The sequence below is a fragment of the Sphingobacterium sp. JUb56 genome (genome assembly GCF_014191365.1).
In the GTDB taxonomy this organism is placed as follows: Bacteria; Bacteroidota; Bacteroidia; order Sphingobacteriales; family Sphingobacteriaceae; genus Sphingobacterium; species Sphingobacterium anhuiense.
Genome location: NZ_JACHWL010000001.1, coordinates 2,601,520 through 2,617,892 on the forward strand (window position 1 = coordinate 2,601,520; position 16,373 = coordinate 2,617,892).

Annotated in this window: 15 protein-coding genes; 6 read left to right on the forward strand and 9 right to left on the reverse strand. The window is 36.5% G+C overall.

The genetic code is table 11. The features are described from left to right. Positions 1-52: 52 nt before the first annotated feature. Positions 53-970: an AraC family transcriptional regulator gene (locus FHR29_RS10915; protein WP_183914575.1), complete on the forward strand. Its 918-nt coding sequence runs from the start codon at positions 53-55 to the stop codon at positions 968-970. A 168-nt stretch (positions 971-1,138) separates the two neighbouring features. On the opposite strand, the gene FHR29_RS10920 is transcribed toward FHR29_RS10915, so the two are convergent. Further along, positions 1,139-2,119 (reverse strand): alpha/beta fold hydrolase, encoded by a 981-nt coding sequence (locus FHR29_RS10920; protein ID WP_183914576.1) that lies wholly within the window; start codon positions 2,117-2,119, stop codon positions 1,139-1,141. A gap of 74 nt (positions 2,120-2,193) precedes the next feature. On the opposite strand from FHR29_RS10920, the gene FHR29_RS10925 reads away from it, so the two are divergent. Beyond that, positions 2,194-3,081 (forward strand): LysR family transcriptional regulator, encoded by an 888-nt coding sequence (locus tag FHR29_RS10925; protein ID WP_183914577.1) that lies wholly within the window; start codon positions 2,194-2,196, stop codon positions 3,079-3,081. A gap of 115 nt (positions 3,082-3,196) precedes the next feature. Here the strand turns inward: FHR29_RS10925 and FHR29_RS10930 are convergent, their stop codons facing one another. Beyond that, a complete protein-coding gene (locus FHR29_RS10930; protein ID WP_045754038.1) occupies positions 3,197-3,541 on the reverse strand; it encodes a helix-turn-helix domain-containing protein in 345 nt (114 codons plus the stop codon). A gap of 98 nt (positions 3,542-3,639) precedes the next feature. Between FHR29_RS10930 and FHR29_RS10935 the strand changes: the two genes are divergently transcribed. The 3 genes from FHR29_RS10935 to FHR29_RS10945 all read left to right on the forward strand — a co-directional run bounded on the left by FHR29_RS10935 (position 3,640) and on the right by FHR29_RS10945 (position 9,929). Then, positions 3,640-4,614 carry an aldo/keto reductase gene (locus tag FHR29_RS10935; RefSeq protein WP_260292048.1) on the forward strand — a complete coding sequence of 325 codons (975 nt, stop codon included), beginning with the start codon at positions 3,640-3,642 and terminating at the stop codon, positions 4,612-4,614. 34 nt (positions 4,615-4,648) lie between these two features. Next, complete coding sequence (locus tag FHR29_RS10940) at positions 4,649-5,041, forward strand: VOC family protein (RefSeq protein ID WP_183914578.1); 393 nt, start codon at positions 4,649-4,651, stop codon at positions 5,039-5,041. Between the two features lie 385 nt (positions 5,042-5,426). Continuing rightward, positions 5,427-9,929: an AAA domain-containing protein gene (locus FHR29_RS10945; RefSeq protein ID WP_183914581.1), complete on the forward strand. Its 4,503-nt coding sequence runs from the start codon at positions 5,427-5,429 to the stop codon at positions 9,927-9,929. Positions 9,930-10,281: 352 nt separating this feature from the next. On the opposite strand, the gene FHR29_RS10950 is transcribed toward FHR29_RS10945, so the two are convergent. From FHR29_RS10950 to FHR29_RS10960, 3 genes are all read right to left on the reverse strand, one after another. Beyond that, a complete protein-coding gene (locus tag FHR29_RS10950) occupies positions 10,282-10,506 on the reverse strand; it encodes a hypothetical protein (protein ID WP_183914584.1) in 225 nt (74 codons plus the stop codon). 321 nt (positions 10,507-10,827) lie between these two features. Further along, positions 10,828-11,232 carry a DUF5675 family protein gene (locus tag FHR29_RS10955; RefSeq protein WP_045756394.1) on the reverse strand — a complete coding sequence of 135 codons (405 nt, stop codon included), beginning with the start codon at positions 11,230-11,232 and terminating at the stop codon, positions 10,828-10,830. Positions 11,233-11,354: 122 nt separating this feature from the next. Next, positions 11,355-12,113: a hypothetical protein gene (locus tag FHR29_RS10960; RefSeq protein WP_132771261.1), complete on the reverse strand. Its 759-nt coding sequence runs from the start codon at positions 12,111-12,113 to the stop codon at positions 11,355-11,357. A gap of 543 nt (positions 12,114-12,656) precedes the next feature. Here FHR29_RS10960 and FHR29_RS10965 point away from each other — a divergent pair. Next, positions 12,657-12,854 (forward strand): hypothetical protein, encoded by a 198-nt coding sequence (locus FHR29_RS10965; RefSeq protein ID WP_132771260.1) that lies wholly within the window; start codon positions 12,657-12,659, stop codon positions 12,852-12,854. Positions 12,855-13,007: 153 nt separating this feature from the next. On the opposite strand, the gene FHR29_RS10970 is transcribed toward FHR29_RS10965, so the two are convergent. From FHR29_RS10970 to FHR29_RS10985, 4 genes are all read right to left on the reverse strand, one after another. Beyond that, positions 13,008-14,105 (reverse strand): alpha/beta hydrolase, encoded by a 1,098-nt coding sequence (locus tag FHR29_RS10970; protein ID WP_260292054.1) that lies wholly within the window; start codon positions 14,103-14,105, stop codon positions 13,008-13,010. Between the two features lie 36 nt (positions 14,106-14,141). Beyond that, positions 14,142-14,498, reverse strand: coding sequence for a cyclophilin-like fold protein (locus FHR29_RS10975; RefSeq protein ID WP_183914586.1), 357 nt, complete (start codon positions 14,496-14,498; stop codon positions 14,142-14,144). A gap of 125 nt (positions 14,499-14,623) precedes the next feature. Next, on the reverse strand, positions 14,624-15,187 hold the full coding sequence (locus FHR29_RS10980) for a sugar O-acetyltransferase (RefSeq protein WP_183914588.1): 564 nt from the start codon (positions 15,185-15,187) through the stop codon (positions 14,624-14,626). Between the two features lie 92 nt (positions 15,188-15,279). Next, positions 15,280-16,101: an AraC family transcriptional regulator gene (locus tag FHR29_RS10985; RefSeq protein WP_183914590.1), complete on the reverse strand. Its 822-nt coding sequence runs from the start codon at positions 16,099-16,101 to the stop codon at positions 15,280-15,282. Between the last annotated feature and the right edge of the window lie 272 nt (positions 16,102-16,373).

The following is a 16,373-nucleotide window of genomic DNA, read 5'->3' on the forward strand; positions in this document are numbered from 1 at the left end:
AAAAGACTGGGTGAAAAATATCTCCTGGTCTTTTTATTTGTAAATTCATAAAATGAAAAACGGGAAAAATATAAATCGATTACAGTCCATAAATGAAATTCATGATGCCTGTGGTTTGCCCAAACCCAAACATCCTTTGATAAGCCTTACCCACATAGAAAAAGAAAGTAATGCGGATGAAAATCAGTTGACATCTTTAGGTATATTGGATTTTTACAAGATTACGTTTGTCTTAAATAATAAAGGGAGATTAAGATACGGACAAGATTATTACGATTTCAACGAAGGTAGTATGATGTTTCTGGCACCCAATCAAGTCGTAGGATCAACGGAATACAATGGGAGTGCCGAGTGGTTCGTATTGTTCATTCATCCAGACTATTTCCTGGGTCATCCTCTAGCAAAAAAAATAAAGCAGTATGGCTTCTTTTCCTATACGAATAATGAAGCCTTACACCTCTCAGAAAAAGAAAAGGACATTCTTCTTTCGGTATTTTACATTATACAGGAGGAATTGAACGAAAGGATTGATGAATTCAGTCAAGAAGTAATACTATCACAAATAGACTTGTTAATGAATTACGCTAATCGTTTCTATAAAAGACAGTTCATTACCCGAAAAACAACCAACAAGGATATTCTCCATAAAACAGAAGCGATATTAGATGATTATTTTAATAATGAAAGAGCTATTGAGCTGGGTATACCTTCTGTACAGTACATTTCAGAGAAGCTCAATATTTCCCCAGGTTATTTAAGTGATCTATTACGTTCGCTCATTGGTCAAAATGCGAAACAATACATCCATTATAAACTTATCGAAAAGGCAAAAGAAAAGCTTTCCACAACCGATTCATCGGTAAGCGAAATAGCCTTTGAACTTGGTTTCGAGCATTCTCAATCGTTCAATAAACTATTCAAACAAAAAACCAATGTTTCTCCATTAGAATTTAGAGCTTTATTTAATTAAGCATCTAAAGATTAGTAAAAAAGGTACTTTCCATAATGAGATAATTTTGCAGTTCAGAAATATTGAAACTGAGGTAAAGGGAAAAACCGAACGGCCATTTGAGCTTTATTAAATGACTACGTTCGGTCAGATTTGGAATATTAATTGTCTCCTTGTCTCCTCTCATATTTAATGTGGAAGCGTTTCCATGAAATTCAGAATGTCATTCCCAATTTCCCTAACGTGCGTTTCCAATGCAAAGTGTCCTGTATCATAAAACTTGACAGTAGCATCTGGAATATCTTTCTTATACGCTTCAGCACCTGCAGGTAAAAAGTACGGATCTTTATTTCCCCAGACAATAAGAGCTTTAGGCAAGTATTTTCTAAAATACTCGTGAAACTTCGGATACAGGTCTACGTTATTTTTATAATCCCCGATTAAATCGAGTTGTTTTTCATCCGATTCCGGACGGTCTAGGAAATATTGGTCAAGTGTAAACGTTTCCGGAGCAATGAGTTCAGGGTCTATAACACCCGTAAAATATTGAAACCTTAATTCCTGCTCTTTAACAAACCCACGTAACGCATTTCTATCTTCCACAGCATTACTTGCCCAATACTTCTTAACAGCATCCCAAGCTGAGCCAAGTCCCTCTGCATAGGCATTACCATTCTGTGAGATAAATCCTGTAATCTTCTCAGGATTTGCCAACATAAGACGGTATCCTGTAGGTGCACCGTAATCAAATACATAAATAGCAAACCTTTTTAGTTTCAGTTCATCAATAAACCCCTGCATCACGCTAGCAAGGTTATCAAACGTATACTTAAATTCGCTTCTATCCGGTGACTCTGAAAAGCCAAATCCGGTAAGATCTGGCGCAATCACGTGATACTTTTCATTTAATATCGGAATCAGATTCCGAAACATATGCGATGAAGTAGGATATCCGTGAAGAAGAAGGATAACAGGAGCTTCCAACGGACCAGATTCACGATAAAAGATCTCGCGCCCTCCCGCATTCACTTTACGGTAATAAATTTGACGCTCCACATTTTCTGTGTGGTTTACTAAGCTGTTGTTTGACTGTGCCATCATATAAGAATTTGGTATTAAAGCCGATAGAATTGTGACGGCCCATATAATCGTATTGATATTATTTATCATAGGACAAATTTATATCCTATATTTGATTGTTAAAAACGATTTATAGTTATAACAACTATCATAATTTATGATTTATGAATATTAATGATCTGAATTTATTTGCAGCGGTAGCTTTTCATGGTAATTTTACCAAAGCAGCGGAAGCGATGTGTACCGTTCAATCGAATGTGACAGCAAGAATCAAAAATCTGGAAGAGGAATTCGGCGCAACGTTATTTTTGAGAACTTCCAGAAAGGTTGAACTAACAGCTGCAGGAAAAACGTTGCTGCATTACTCCAGACAGATCACTAATTTAATCGAGGAAGCCAAATTATCCATTGGAAAAAGTGACATGATTAAGGGGCAGCTCAAAGTAGGGTTTACAGAAACTACGATGGCCCTTAAAGGCCCAGGGCTTGTCACTGAAATGGCCGATAAATTTCCGTTGGTTGATCTTGATCTAACTTCAGCTATGCGTGATAAGCTGATTAATGATGTGCTGAATTACAGATTGGATGCGGTATTTGTCCCCGCGCCTGTTTATAACGAAGAACTGGAACATATCCATATTATGGATGAACGTATTGTCGCTGTAACACCTTTAAAGTTTAAGAGTTTGGATGAATTACTGGAGCAGCCGCAGCTTAAGGCAATTGTTTTTGATGAGGGGTGTTTCTTCAGAGCACGCTTAGAAAACTGGTTGATAACGCATGATATTACTAATTATCATAAAACAGTAATGCATTCCATAGAAGGAGTTGTCAATTTCATAGAATCCGGAATAGGCTTTAGTTTCTTGCCCCAAGATATCATATCGACATTTTATCATGAACGAAAAATTAAAACATTTTCTCTACCTCCAGAGATCGGTGCTGTAAAAACCGTATTGATCTATCGGAAGGATAATTTATCATCACCCATGCTTAAAGCATTTATCAGCTTGTTTTCATCATTAAAGTTGCAACTAAATATGCAACAATAAAAATCATTGTTATCGTGAAAATGATGATGAGTAAGTCTGTAGATTTATTGGATATTAGTTTTTCGAGCAATTTATTGGTCAGTAGCAATGTTGGTGATTTCAGCAAATCTATTGCTTAAGTAATTGCTTTTTCCAACTCTTCTCTATTGTCTTCACCCCATTTTGCGGTGGATTTTATTATAGGAATTAATGACTCGCCCAATTTAGTTAAACCATATTCAACTTTAGGAGGTTTTACATCATAGATTTTCTTCGTTAGAATACCGTGGTGCACAAGTTGATTTAATTGATTTTCCAAGACTCTCCTTGATGCATTCGGTATTTTTCTTTGTAGATCACTCGGTCGAATAATACCGTTATAAATACTCCAGATCAAGCTAATTTTCCACTTTCCGTTTATAACCTCCATAAATAAATGAAGCCCACATTCTACTGTAACAGGTATTTTTCTTTCATACATAGCAAATCATTTTTCAAACAAATATAATAATAATGATACGGACAAATTTATCCGTACTTGACTGAGTTGCTTAATGCCTTTATTTTTGAAAAAAAAGAATGATGATGAAATATAAATTATTTGGTTCAAAAACAGGTTTATACGCTAGTGAGATTATTTTGGGAGCTGCAAATTTTGGTACTCGTAAAGGATATGGAGCAAGTCCCGATGAATCGAAAAAAATACTTGCGGCATATCAAGAAGCGGGAGGCAATTTTATTGATATTTCTGATCTTTATCAATTTGGTGAAGCAGAAGAAATAGTAGGCGAATTTTTGAAAGGTCAGCGAAATAATTTTATTGTCTGTTCAAAATACACAAAAAGTAGTGAAATGAAGCCTGCAATAAGCAATTATGGGAATCATCGTAAATCGATGAAGCAAGCTGTAGAAGCAAGCCTAAAGCGATTGAAAACGGATTATATTGATATTTACATGCCACATTTTGATGATGGAGTAACGCCATTAGATGAAATTGTAAGAGGTTTAGAAGATCTCGAAAAAGAAGGGAAAATTTTATACACCGGCTTAACCAATTTCCCTGCCTGGAAAGCCGCAGCTATTGGAAGCTCGACAAAATTAACCGCACTCCAAATCGAATATAACCTGTTGCAACGAACAGCTGACCGCGAATTAATTCCTATGGCACAGGAATTTGGATTGGGAATTATGATGTATTCGCCAATGGCAGGTGGTTTGCTAACTGGAAAATATAGAACCGGAGAATCGGGACGTATCACCATGGGACAAGATTCCAATTATAAAGAAGATGAAAAAACAAAAGCAATAATTGATGAACTGATTTTAATTTCAAAAGAAGTAGATGCAACACCCGGCCAGGTTGCGTTTGCCTGGGTTTTATCAAAAGATACTTTCCCTTTGATTGGCGCGCGTAAAATTTCGCATTTTGAAGACAGCTTAAAGGCAACTAACATACGCTTAACCGAACAACATCTTGCAACATTAGATAGATTAAGTGCTATATCATTGGGATATCCGCACGATCTGCTGGCGACAGTGAGAAGTTCAATGTAAAACATAGCAAAATTAAACCCCTAAATATAATATCATGATACATCCTAATTTAAAAGATAGCATAACAATACATCACATTGTTTTTACGATTTTGGATTTAAATGAAACTGAACACTTTTATACTAAAATATTTGGTCCATCGCTTTATTCAAATGCAGATACTGCCATGTATCAAGTTGGGCAAACCGTGTTGATTTTCACACAGAAAGAACAAGAAAATCAGGCTGTAAAGACATTTAGCCCTTCAAACATCGGACTTGAACATCTTGCATTTGGACTAAGAAATTTAGAGGAATTGCAGGAGGTTGAAAAAGTTTTGACAATTAATAACATTCAAAACAGCGGTATTCATATCGATACATCAAGTAAAAAAGAAAAGATCTGGTTAAATGATCCAAGCAATATAAGAATTGAATTTTACCTGTAAATGTGACTTATCGATTTGTCATAGTAATCATCGGTCGGATAACCATGAAAAAGGTATTCTATCTCAGCTGTCCATAATTTTTTATGTTAGAAAAATTTATCTTCTGAATTATCGAGATTGGTATTTCCATTTTGAATTCAAAACGTACATCTCATGCTTTTGGCGCGAATATTATGTTTTTTTCTAGCCCATTTACAGAGAGTTTAAATTTTCAATCTGTATTTTTTCATAATATTATAATAAATGTCTTAAAACAAACTATAAACCAAACTAGGAAAAGTCATTATTCAATACAATACATCCATTAACATTAAAGCTAACAATATTATCAGTTTGATTTAAAACACAATAGATGTATATTAGTAATAATATAAAAACCTTCAGCATGTCGTCAAAAATTTTTCTTCAAGCGCTACAAAGTAAACTTAAAGGAGGCAATTCCCGTTCTATACATCTTAATGCCTTACCGGGAAGATTTGCAACACGGTTAGATTTAAAACAGCTGGACCTTATTGATGAAGGTTTATCCCAAAAGTTTCTTCAAATTTTGTTAAATAAATCTAGTTTTGAATTTGGAATATCGTTCGATTCTCTTGATCTAAATAAATACGATCAGATTGAACAAAAAAAACTTGGTTTAATTTCTAAACGTCTTAATTCGATCATCATTGAGAACGAGGATTATTTTAAAGAACATGGGACTAAAACATTAGGATTTGGTTATCCGATATTAATACGCCGTTCTTCTAAAGACCCTTCAAAAATTATTAAGGCTCCTTTGTTCATATGGCCTCTTGACGCTGTCAAATCCAAAAATAAGGTAAACGAATGGACACTTTTCCGAAATAAAGTATTGTTACCAAATGGGAAACTTGCCGAAACAGATATTCACGGAGTAAATATAAACGAGGTATTATTATCCTTTATTAAAGGAGAGGATGATATCCTTTTACCTGGTCTGAATCCAGAAATTATGGATGATATGCTCGTTGATCAAGCCGAACTTCTAAGTGCATGTGCCTCTGTATTGAGCTCTCTTAATTCTGGACTTGAACATCAACATTTATTAGTGTTAGAACAGAAATTCTTGGAACCAATAAATGCATTGCCAGATTCCGCTTCAGTAGATACAATAGCAAACAGCAAAGCCTATATTCATTTTGGAGGAGTCTTCGGATTATTTCGCGCCCAAAAAGAAAGCATCATAACTGATATAACTAAGTTACTCGACCGCTTTGAAGAATTCGACTTTGATAATTTAAAAGTTGAAAGCCTTTCTGATACTCCATTTAGTGCAGTGAACACTGATCCTACCCAACAGGCCATTATTAGCACATTAGCTTTAGAGAATAATCAAATTATTCAGGGGCCTCCAGGAACCGGTAAGAGTCAATCACTTACAGCTTTAGTTACTAATGCACTAGCAAACGGCTTAAAATGTCTAGTTGTTTGCGAAAAAAAGACTGCTTTAGATGTTATAAAACGCAATATTGAAAGAACTAATGAAGAAATGGCGCAGCTAGTAGCTGTTATTGATGATGTCAATGAGGACAGGGAGGCAATAATAGATTCTGTACGTGAACGTCAAAATAACAAACCGAATCTTTATAATGCTTCTCAAGTGGCATCTCACTATAGATCCTATAGAGAAAAACTAAATACAGTTACAGAATCTATCAATAGTCAACATCTTGCACTTTTCACTTCTATTTATGATAACCGAAACTGGAGCCAATTAGTCGGTCGATTTCTTGCTTTAAGAAAGAAATTTATTGACATACCATTGCGGTATGACCTTGAAAAAGATAACTTTAAATTGAGTAAGGACACTGACGAACTAAAAACACTCCTAAGCTGTTTAGGTAAAGCCAACAATTTATATCTATCAGCAGCAGCCTATTGTGAAGTATTTAAATTACTGAATGAAAATATTTTCAGTCAAACCACTTTTGGTGAAGCTAGAGTAATATTAGAAGATCTGGTTTTAAGTTTAAAAAATAGTTCCGCTGAAATTCAAATAACAATCGATAACCGACAGAAGTTAGGAGAAGGTACGGCCAATAGGTTATATGAAGAACTTCCTAAGTATATCTATGACGAGTTATCGCCACATATTGATTATATTATTGGTACAAATCTATCAGTTTCTTACTTTCCACAAGAGTTTCCCTTAGAAAAGGAGATAAAGGAAACTATAATTAATTTACAAAAATTGTCGGAGGAAGCTGAGCAATTAAAGATCACCTATTCAAATCAACTTAAAAATTATTTTAACGAATATCACCAAAGCTTAAATTCGGAAATTAAATCATACTTGAATTTTATAGATAAGTATTTATCTAAACATGGGGACTCCTTTCTATCTAATAGCGTATTTGCAAAATTAAAAACTAACCTTCTTTCAGTGTTCTCAAAAAAACATAAATTACTGAAAGGTGCAAGAGTTGAAGTAGTAAGTAGAATTGCAGATATTAGGACAATACAGCAAAGTAAGAATTATATCAGCCATGAGTATAATGACCAGATTGAATCATCGGATTTAAATATCTTCCCCGATAATATTAGGGCTTTGAATCAAAAATTAAATCAATGGTATGAGAATACACCTGCTGAAATTAAAAATTACCTAGATGAGATTAGCAAAACAAATTTTCACCCGGAATGTATGGTAATAAAGTCTAGTATATTTAAAATCTTAAATACATACGAATATTTAACTTCAAATTTAGTTACTAAAGATCTCATTGAGAATAATATTTCCATCGAAGAAATCAATAATTTGATAAATGATATTCCGGGAATAATTTTAAAACTTGGAGAGCATCTGTCTGTATTTGAAAAAAATCGTATTGATCATCAAGAATTAACGAAACAATATGATACATTAAATTCTTCTATATTATCAATTACAAAACAGCAAAATATTGATATATGCCACAATCCCTATCAATCAGGTAAAAGTCTTGAGTTTGCAAGAAATTGTTTAAGCATTTTGTCTGATTTTGCAAATTCACTCGGCGAAAATATTCAACATTTCCGTTCATTTTTTGATTGGAAAAGCTTTTACCTTAGTTGTGAAAAAAGAGAGCAAGATCTATTCGACACCATGATAAGTAAAACTGAAGGATCTTGGGAAGAACGCTTTGAATGTTGGTATCTATTTTGGATCCTAACTCAAAATGAACCACAACAATTACCAAAAAGTGATTATGAAATCCAATTATATAAAAGTTCAAAAGTAGAATTTGATGGAAGCCAGCTTAACAACATTATCTCCAAATGGTGTGATCGTCAAAACTCTGCTGTTAAGATGTTAAAGTCGAAGGGACAAGGAATAAATAGTTTATTTAATAAAAAGGGCGCTAAGGGGATGAGAAGAAACTCATTACGCACGATAGTCAAAAATGAGTTCGAGCTGTTTACAGATTTCTTTCCGGTGGTTCTGCTTAATCCTTCTGTGTGTAGCTCTATTATTCCATTAGAAGAAGGAATATTTGATCTTGTAATTTTCGATGAAGCGAGTCAATTAAGACTTGAAGACACCTATGCGGCACTTGTGAGGGGGAAAGCAAAAATTGTATCTGGAGATAAGCATCAAATGGCGCCTTCATCATATTTTGAAGGTAGTGGTGCATTATTAGATCCTATAGAAGATGAGATTGAAAATGAAGATGATATTGATATTATTAATGCAGGCAATAGATCTGATCTTTCACTAGCAGATAGCGAATCTCTTCTGGCATATGCCGTCGATAAAAATTTCAAAGAATCATATTTGACTGTTCATTATCGATCCCAACACCCTTATCTAATTGATTTCAGTAATCATGCATTTTATGGTAAAAGACTCATTCCTGTGCCTGCAAAAAAAGAATATATTCCAATTGAATTCCGACAGATTAATGGAATTTATGAGAATTCTACAAACCGTAGTGAGGCTTTATCAGTTATTTCAATTTTAAAAAATAATATTTTCGCAAATTCTGACGGAAGCTATCCCTCCGTAGGTGTAGCCACTTTCAACCTATATCAAAGAAATCTTATATTGGAAGAAATTGGAGCCGAGAGAAGAGTATCACCGGATTTTGATAATTTAATTGGTGCTTTGGGGAATAGTTTTTTTGTTAAAAACCTAGAAAACATACAAGGAGATGAACGAGATATTATCATTATATCAACAACTTTTGGGAACAAGCCTAATGGCACATTTTCACAAAACTTTGGCCCAATAATTCAGGGCAAGGGTCATAGGATGCTCAATGTAATTATTACACGTGCCAAAGTAAAAGTTTATATATGCTGTTCCTTCTCTGAGAATTATATTACGCAGTATCCTCAGTTAATCCAACATAAAGGCAATAAGGGGCGCGGCGTTCTCTATGCATATCTCGCATATGCTAAGTCTGTTAGTGAAAATAACGAAGATCAACGATTGAGCATTTTAAATTTATTGAGCCAATATTGTACCGATCAACATTATGACCACTCAGATTCTATCTTAGGTTCTGAGTCTCCTTTTGAAGATGAGGTTTATTCAAGATTGATTGCTCATATAGATCCTAAAAGAGTGGAACAACAATTTAAAGTCGGTGGATTTAGAATTGATATAGTTATACATCCAGAAACTGCAAACGGTAGGAAGATTGCTATTGAATGCGATGGTGCAAAGTATCATAATAGTCCCGAAGCTTATGCCTGGGATATTTTCAGGCAACAACAATTGGAAAACTTCGGATTCGAATTTCATCGAATATGGTCAACAAAATGGTGGGATTCTGCAGAAAAAGAAATAGAGTCATTGTTGGAATTTATCAAAAGTGATACGAGCGTATATGAGAATGAGCACATTTCATTAGAAGCGGACAATAGAGATAATTTCAATATCTAACATGCACAGAATTGATGGATTTTTTTCTGAAATTTCTATTGATCTTTTATAAAGATTACCTAGAATACGTCACAACCATCAAAATTCTAATATGTAAATCATATTTATAGTAAAAGGGGGTAGTTAAAAGTTCCCCCCCTTATATTGCTTACCTCTAAAGTAGATCTCCGCCCATTTAATAGGGAGAAAAAACTAGTCGCTTTTACGTCGCCGTAATCTCCCTAAAAGCTTACTTGTCACAAAACTCACGACTGTACCCACCACAGCCATCAAGGCTGTGCGGAGTAAATCTCCAAAAGAAAAGCTTGCCCAGATCGAACACAGCGTCCCACCTATAGTACCGATCCGGATATCATTCCATTTCATCCTGAACCTCCTTTTCTTTTTGTGAAGAATCCTCCGCCAGTGGTGGCGACTCCCCCACTCCTTTTTTGTCTTTATCATCCACTACGGTCTCCACCACACCAAGACCCAGTGCGATGTATTTAATAATATTTAATGCCTTGCCCGGCAATTTAACAGGTGCTAGCAGGATCACCTGCAAGACCTGACCGATTTTATTGATTATTTTTTTCATTTTGTTTAATGTTAGAAAATAGCTGGGGGTTATGAGGTTAGAAGGTTAGAGCAGTTCCATCGTTACTTCGTCACCTGTTAATCCATCACTATACCAATCCCCAAAAGCCACAGGCTTAACCAAAAGGCCTCGCATTCCGATTGCGGAATTACACCGATGAAGAGGCGTTAAAAATGAATTTATGTCTGAGTGAAACGAGTTTCAATTCATTTAGCCAATTCAAGGTGAAATAGCATAAAGGAATACAGCCTTGAGTTTTTTGTTTACTTTTTGTGTCAAGACAAAAAGTAAAAGCCTGTCGCGGCTAGAGCGACAACTCCGTTACTTAATATGTAAAAACACGTCCTGCTCCATATCCCAAAGTGAATAAACCAGAGACTTCAATTTTGCGAGTGCCTTTTTACTTTCCGTACCGCAACCTTCCCCTGTCAGTGTAGTTACCGGAGCGATGCATCCCAATAACTGCTTCTGTGCATCGTTGGCCGCATGGATCAATATCGCTTCGCGTCCCAGTACCGCAGGAATTCCGATCTGCTCTCCATGTCTGGTATACTTTCGTTTTTCCAATTTATAACTCCCTACCGGGATACAGCTGAGCCTTGGCAGGTTATTGCGCCAGGGTAATTCGATAGTACGACAGATGACCTCACCTTCAAAAGTAAGTGTACCGTTCGTTCCCTGCTCCCCATAAATCCGTTGGAGATGCAAGATTTTTTTTGTTGACATTTTTTGATTGATTAAAAAGAATAAGAAGTTCTTTTTAGATGAAAGGATATATCAGGAGGCACAAGTTCATCAATAACGAACGGCCTCCTGAAGATATCCCATTAATACACGATTAAATTAGGTTACGGTATCACGACCTGATGAATGGTCAGCGCATTGTACTGCCCATTTGCCAATGGATAATAAGCACCGTTCACAAGCTGATAATACCCTGTTCCTACCAGTACCATCACACTTTTATCAGGATCATGAACAATAGTAGCCGCAATATCCAGATCCATGGGCTGCATTTCACCAAGCATGATATAAGCAGACCGCTGGATCACAGGACGCTGATCTGTTTCATCTCCCGAGAACTCCTGCAGCACCAACGTGTACTGCACATGCGTTGCCCCACTCAGCTTGGCGATATGCAGATTCGGAATCAATTGCTCGCATGTTAAAAAACCTTCACCGCTAAAATTGTCGAAGGATACCGACAGCGGTTTTAAGGTGATGTTTTTTAAACTGGCCCGCTGATTACACTCCAGACCATTCAGCAATACCATGTTCTGCGGTACTAAAACGCGTTCCCCGCGGACACTGACCGGATCCATCTGGATGACTTTTAACATCCGGCTCGCCAGCCTGGAGCTGAATTTGTTGTCCGCATTTTCAAACAGCACATCGCGCAACAGATCGCGTAGCTTTTTGCCCTCTTGCTGCGCTCTGCCAAATTCACTGCCGTTCTCACGGGTACGTGCAAATGCTGGATCATTGGCAATACGGTCACCCGATACACCGGTTTTCATACGTGCCTGATAACCCACACTTTTTGATTTGTAAAAGGAAAGATCCCCGATCGTTCCATTTAATTTGATTAAACTTTCTACTCTTGCCATGACATTATTGTTTTGACACTGCTAAGATGATCATCAGTAAAAAAGCACTAGGATCAAAAGCGTATAAAAGAGGAAAAATGCGGAAAAATGATACTGAATTGGCGTAATAAATTGACGAAAATGTACCGAAATGAGAATAAAACTATTTTTTATAGAAAAAACTTATCTTAGTAAATGAATAACCAATAACATCATTTTCTGGAGAGGAATCAAACCTAATCTGCAAAGCTTAAGGAATAAAGTATGCTTTAAACTTGGACGTTACCTAGTAATCAAGCAGGGCATAAGCGTATATAAAGCGTAGATAGAGCATAGATACAGTGTAAAAACAGTATGTTTCATGCACTTACAACGCACTTAACACGCACTTAGCCTATGCGCATACTGTACATAGCAAAATAAGCTTTATGCGTGCTTGATTTATGCTTTATACCTGCTTAACAGGTGGTTTGATAGGATATGTTTGTCTGCGGGAGTAACAAATCACGAACAATCCAGATGATCTGATTATCAAAAGATCATCCCTCTAAAAACCAGGATAACATGAAAAATAACGATCGTTTATGCATATACCCCAAAGAAGCGGCGGTTATATTAGGACGTACAGAAAAACACACCTACAAAATCTTCCAGTCTATACGCGATTGCTACGGACTGAAAGCAAACCAGTATGTCAGCATCAGTATATTTGCGGAGTATACTGGATTACCGGAAGAAGAAATTAGAAAGCTACTGCTCTAATTAGCTTTAAATAGAAACAGCTGGAGAGGACTGTTTCTAAACAAGCTACCTGAAAAGAAAAGGCAGGAATTATTTACTTCAATAAGCAACAAAAAAAGACTGCCTTTTGTTAGACAGTCTTGTAAAAAAATTGACCCATAAGGGATTATAGTATTATTTCAAATTATCTTTAAAAAACGTTTCTAATCTGTCAAAAGGAATTTTATTCTTTTTATCGTATAGATCGACATGATCGGCACCAGGTATAATAACCAGTTCTTTGGGCCCCGAAATCATTTTATAAACATCTTCAGAGTAATAGCGCGAATGCGCATTTTCTCCAGCAACAAGCATGACCGCACGAGTTCCGATCATTTCAATGTTTGCATGCATCGGAAAACTAAAAAATGACATCGGTGTTGTAGCTGTCCAAGCTGTGGTAGAATTGATAGATCTGGAATGAAAACCACGCGCTGTTCTATAATAATCAAAGAAAGAGGCTAATACAGGATCGGGATTAGCAGGCAACGTTTCAGGAAGTATACGTGTTCCTTTTATCATATTACCGTTTTCATCAAATGGTACTTCATGCAGACCCACTGCATAGTTGCCATTCTCCGCATCTTTCCAGCGCTGCTGACTTAAGTAATCGACAACTTGTTGACGCTGTTCTTGAGTATAACTGTCTTGATAGCTTCGGCTGATACTACGGGACATATCGTACATCGAGGCAGTAGCTACCGCCTTGATCCGAGAATCGCTTGTCGCTGCCGTAAGCGCCATACCACTCAGACCACAGATCGCCATTAGACCAATACGATTTCGGTCAACAGAAGGCAATAGTCCAATATAATCTACCGCAGCACTGAAATCTTCCGTAAAGATATCAGGTGAAGCGACACCGCGAACCTCGCCACCGCTTTCCCCCGTAAAAGAAGGGTCAAAAGCTAAGGTCACAAACCCTCTGGAAGCCAGTTCACTGGCATATAAACCAGATGATTGTTCTTTTACAGCTCCAAACGGCCCGCTCAATACCAAAGCAGGTAGTTTTTCATTTCCCTTATTTTTCGGTGTATACAGATCTCCGGAAACCATGATTCCATAACGGTTCTTAAAAGTAATTTCTGTACGATCTACCTTATCGCTCAGTTGAAACGTATAATGTTCCTGATTTTCCATTTCTTTTTGATTTTGAGTTAATAACGTCTGACCATAGGATTGCCCCAATAGCATCAAAGAAGCCGTTATTAAAATTGATAGCTTTTTCATCATTTTATTTTTCTAATTATGAAGATCAACCTTCACCCACTATTGTTCCACCAGTTCAAAATATACGTTCTTTACAGTACCTGTAACATTGAATGAATCCATACCCTCAGTTATTTTTCCTATCCTGATCAAGTCTCGGGAGCCTGAATAACTGCCATAAAAAATAGCAATATTACCCCACGGAGCATATACATTTATATCTCCAATCTTAGGATCGCTGACAGCTTTTCGTTCTGTTGTAGATAATTTTTTTGGTGGGTAGAATATCTTTTCTTTACCAGCGAAGTCCTCCATATCAACAGTTAAAGGAAGTTGGGCAATGAAATCTCTTGTAGTAGGATTTTCATACAAAATTGCCGTGATCACCTTATCTCCCTTAGTTATTTTCAATTTCATAACTTTTTTGTTTGCTATAGTGTCCCTTTGGATTTCATGTTTAACCCTATTTTCCGATGGCGTACAGGCACTGCTCTGTAAGCTGGTAAAAAGGAATAGCAGCATATAAATCATCTTTTCCATCACTATTCAATGTGCTTCAGCATTTTCGCCGGGATCCCCCCGAAAACGCAATTGTCAGGTACATCTTTTGAAACAACTGCACCTGCCGCGACAACAGAGTTTTCGCCAATGGTCACGCCTGCCAGTATAGTCGCATTTGCTCCGATCCATGCATTTCTTTTAATGTGAATATGGCCAGGAACCAGCGATTGTCTGTCTTTAGCGGCTATCGGATGACCTTCCGACAGCAGACTGACTTTGGGTGCGATCTGCACATTGTCTTCTATCGTGATACCGCCCAGATCCAAAAAAACACAGTCAAAATTTATAAAAACGTTTTTACCGATCTTGGTATTTTTCCCATAATTGATATACAAGGGTGTAAAAACCGCCGTATTTTCATCAATTTCTGTAGCTGTAATCTGCGATAACAAATTGCGCACCTCGGCAGGATCATCAGCACTGTTCATCTGGAGAAGCAACTTTTTTGTAGCAAAGGAAGCTTCCCTCAATTTATATGCTTCGGGATCACCAGCTGGTACAGTTTCACCGTTTCGCAAGCGTTCAAAAATATCAACTGTTTGCATATTATCTCCTTTAATTACAATACAAAATTAAAGCAAAAACCTCACAACAGTATTGTTGTGAGGCTCAATTATCTTTTCTCTAAAGCTCAATATTAAGCTTCTGTAGGCGGTACGCCATATTGCTTTTTAAATGCCGTAGAAAAATGTGAGGGATTTTTAAAACCCACTTCCACATAAACTTCCTGTACTTTTTTACCCTCTTCTTTCAGTTTAACGTAGGCCGCTTCCAGCCGTTTTTTAATCAACCATTTTTGAGGGCTAAGGTTACTGACTTTTTGAAAATCCCTTTTAAATGTTGCCAAACTCCGCCCCGTATAGGCCGCGATCTGTTCCATCGTGAGGTCATCCATATAATGATCGTTCAGAAACTCCAGGATATCGATCTTCCAAGGGTCAGTAAAATCAAATAATATAGGATAAAAAATATCCGAATTATCCAACAGCGCATAAATACCTTCCAGCAATTTCAGATGGGTAACACCATCGGTCGGTTTTATATTTTCATCAAAATAAGGCGTGAGCGATTGAAACAGACTGGTGATAGCAGGGCTCGGTTCAATCTTAACAACATTTTTATCAGAAATCAAGACTCTTTTAGGCAGGTATGCCTTATCAAACTTACTGTAAAACTCGCGCAATATGCTCCGGTTGAATGTCAAAGAAATTCCTTTATATAATTCACTTCCTTTGCTGTTTTTGTACATGGTCAATCGGTGGTTTCGCCTTATAAATGCACATTCACCAGCTTTTATTGTAGTTCTTTTATTTCCGTCCACTATAATCTGCTCGCCCGAATACAGGTACACCAAAACATGCTCCGGTGCTGCATGAATACATTTTTCACTAAAATCTGTAAAACAGGAAAGGAAAATACCCGAATAGTTTATTGTCTTTAATGTATCATTCTGTTTCATCGTTGAGCGTTTATATTACATGTTCATTAGATAAAGACAAAGCTACACATTTCAATTTAGGAGAATATTTCTGTACGGCTCAAAGTTGCTACACCAAGAGATTTGCAAGTAGAGCAATTGGTAGGCAAAGAATTAGTTTTGTCATGAAAAAACTTTACAGATTGTGTAATCACAAAAATTGAAGGAGTGCCTTATTGTATGTGCTCCATTTTTCCTACAGCTAGGATTGAACTTTTCTAATTTAATGTTCTCAAAAATGTACTATCATCCAG

Excerpts from the sequence above, each read along its gene's own strand:
- FHR29_RS10985 (WP_183914590.1), bottom strand. The coding sequence starts at position 16,101 with ATGAAACAGAATGATACATTAAAGACAATAAACTATTCGGGTATTTTC.
- FHR29_RS10930 (WP_045754038.1), bottom strand. The coding sequence starts at position 3,541 with ATGTATGAAAGAAAAATACCTGTTACAGTAGAATGTGGGCTTCATTTA.
- FHR29_RS10955 (WP_045756394.1), bottom strand. The coding sequence starts at position 11,232 with ATGTCAACAAAAAAAATCTTGCATCTCCAACGGATTTATGGGGAGCAG.
- FHR29_RS10980 (WP_183914588.1), bottom strand. The coding sequence starts at position 15,187 with ATGCAAACAGTTGATATTTTTGAACGCTTGCGAAACGGTGAAACTGTA.
- FHR29_RS10915 (WP_183914575.1), top strand. The coding sequence starts at position 53 with ATGAAAAACGGGAAAAATATAAATCGATTACAGTCCATAAATGAAATT.
- FHR29_RS10920 (WP_183914576.1), bottom strand. The coding sequence starts at position 2,119 with ATGATAAATAATATCAATACGATTATATGGGCCGTCACAATTCTATCG.
- FHR29_RS10945 (WP_183914581.1), top strand. The coding sequence starts at position 5,427 with ATGTCGTCAAAAATTTTTCTTCAAGCGCTACAAAGTAAACTTAAAGGA.
- FHR29_RS10960 (WP_132771261.1), bottom strand. The coding sequence starts at position 12,113 with ATGGCAAGAGTAGAAAGTTTAATCAAATTAAATGGAACGATCGGGGAT.
- FHR29_RS10965 (WP_132771260.1), top strand. The coding sequence starts at position 12,657 with ATGAAAAATAACGATCGTTTATGCATATACCCCAAAGAAGCGGCGGTT.
- FHR29_RS10940 (WP_183914578.1), top strand. The coding sequence starts at position 4,649 with ATGATACATCCTAATTTAAAAGATAGCATAACAATACATCACATTGTT.
- FHR29_RS10970 (WP_260292054.1), bottom strand. The coding sequence starts at position 14,105 with ATGATGAAAAAGCTATCAATTTTAATAACGGCTTCTTTGATGCTATTG.
- FHR29_RS10925 (WP_183914577.1), top strand. The coding sequence starts at position 2,194 with ATGAATATTAATGATCTGAATTTATTTGCAGCGGTAGCTTTTCATGGT.
- FHR29_RS10975 (WP_183914586.1), bottom strand. The coding sequence starts at position 14,498 with ATGAAATTGAAAATAACTAAGGGAGATAAGGTGATCACGGCAATTTTG.
- FHR29_RS10950 (WP_183914584.1), bottom strand. The coding sequence starts at position 10,506 with ATGAAAAAAATAATCAATAAAATCGGTCAGGTCTTGCAGGTGATCCTG.
- FHR29_RS10935 (WP_260292048.1), top strand. The coding sequence starts at position 3,640 with ATGATGATGAAATATAAATTATTTGGTTCAAAAACAGGTTTATACGCT.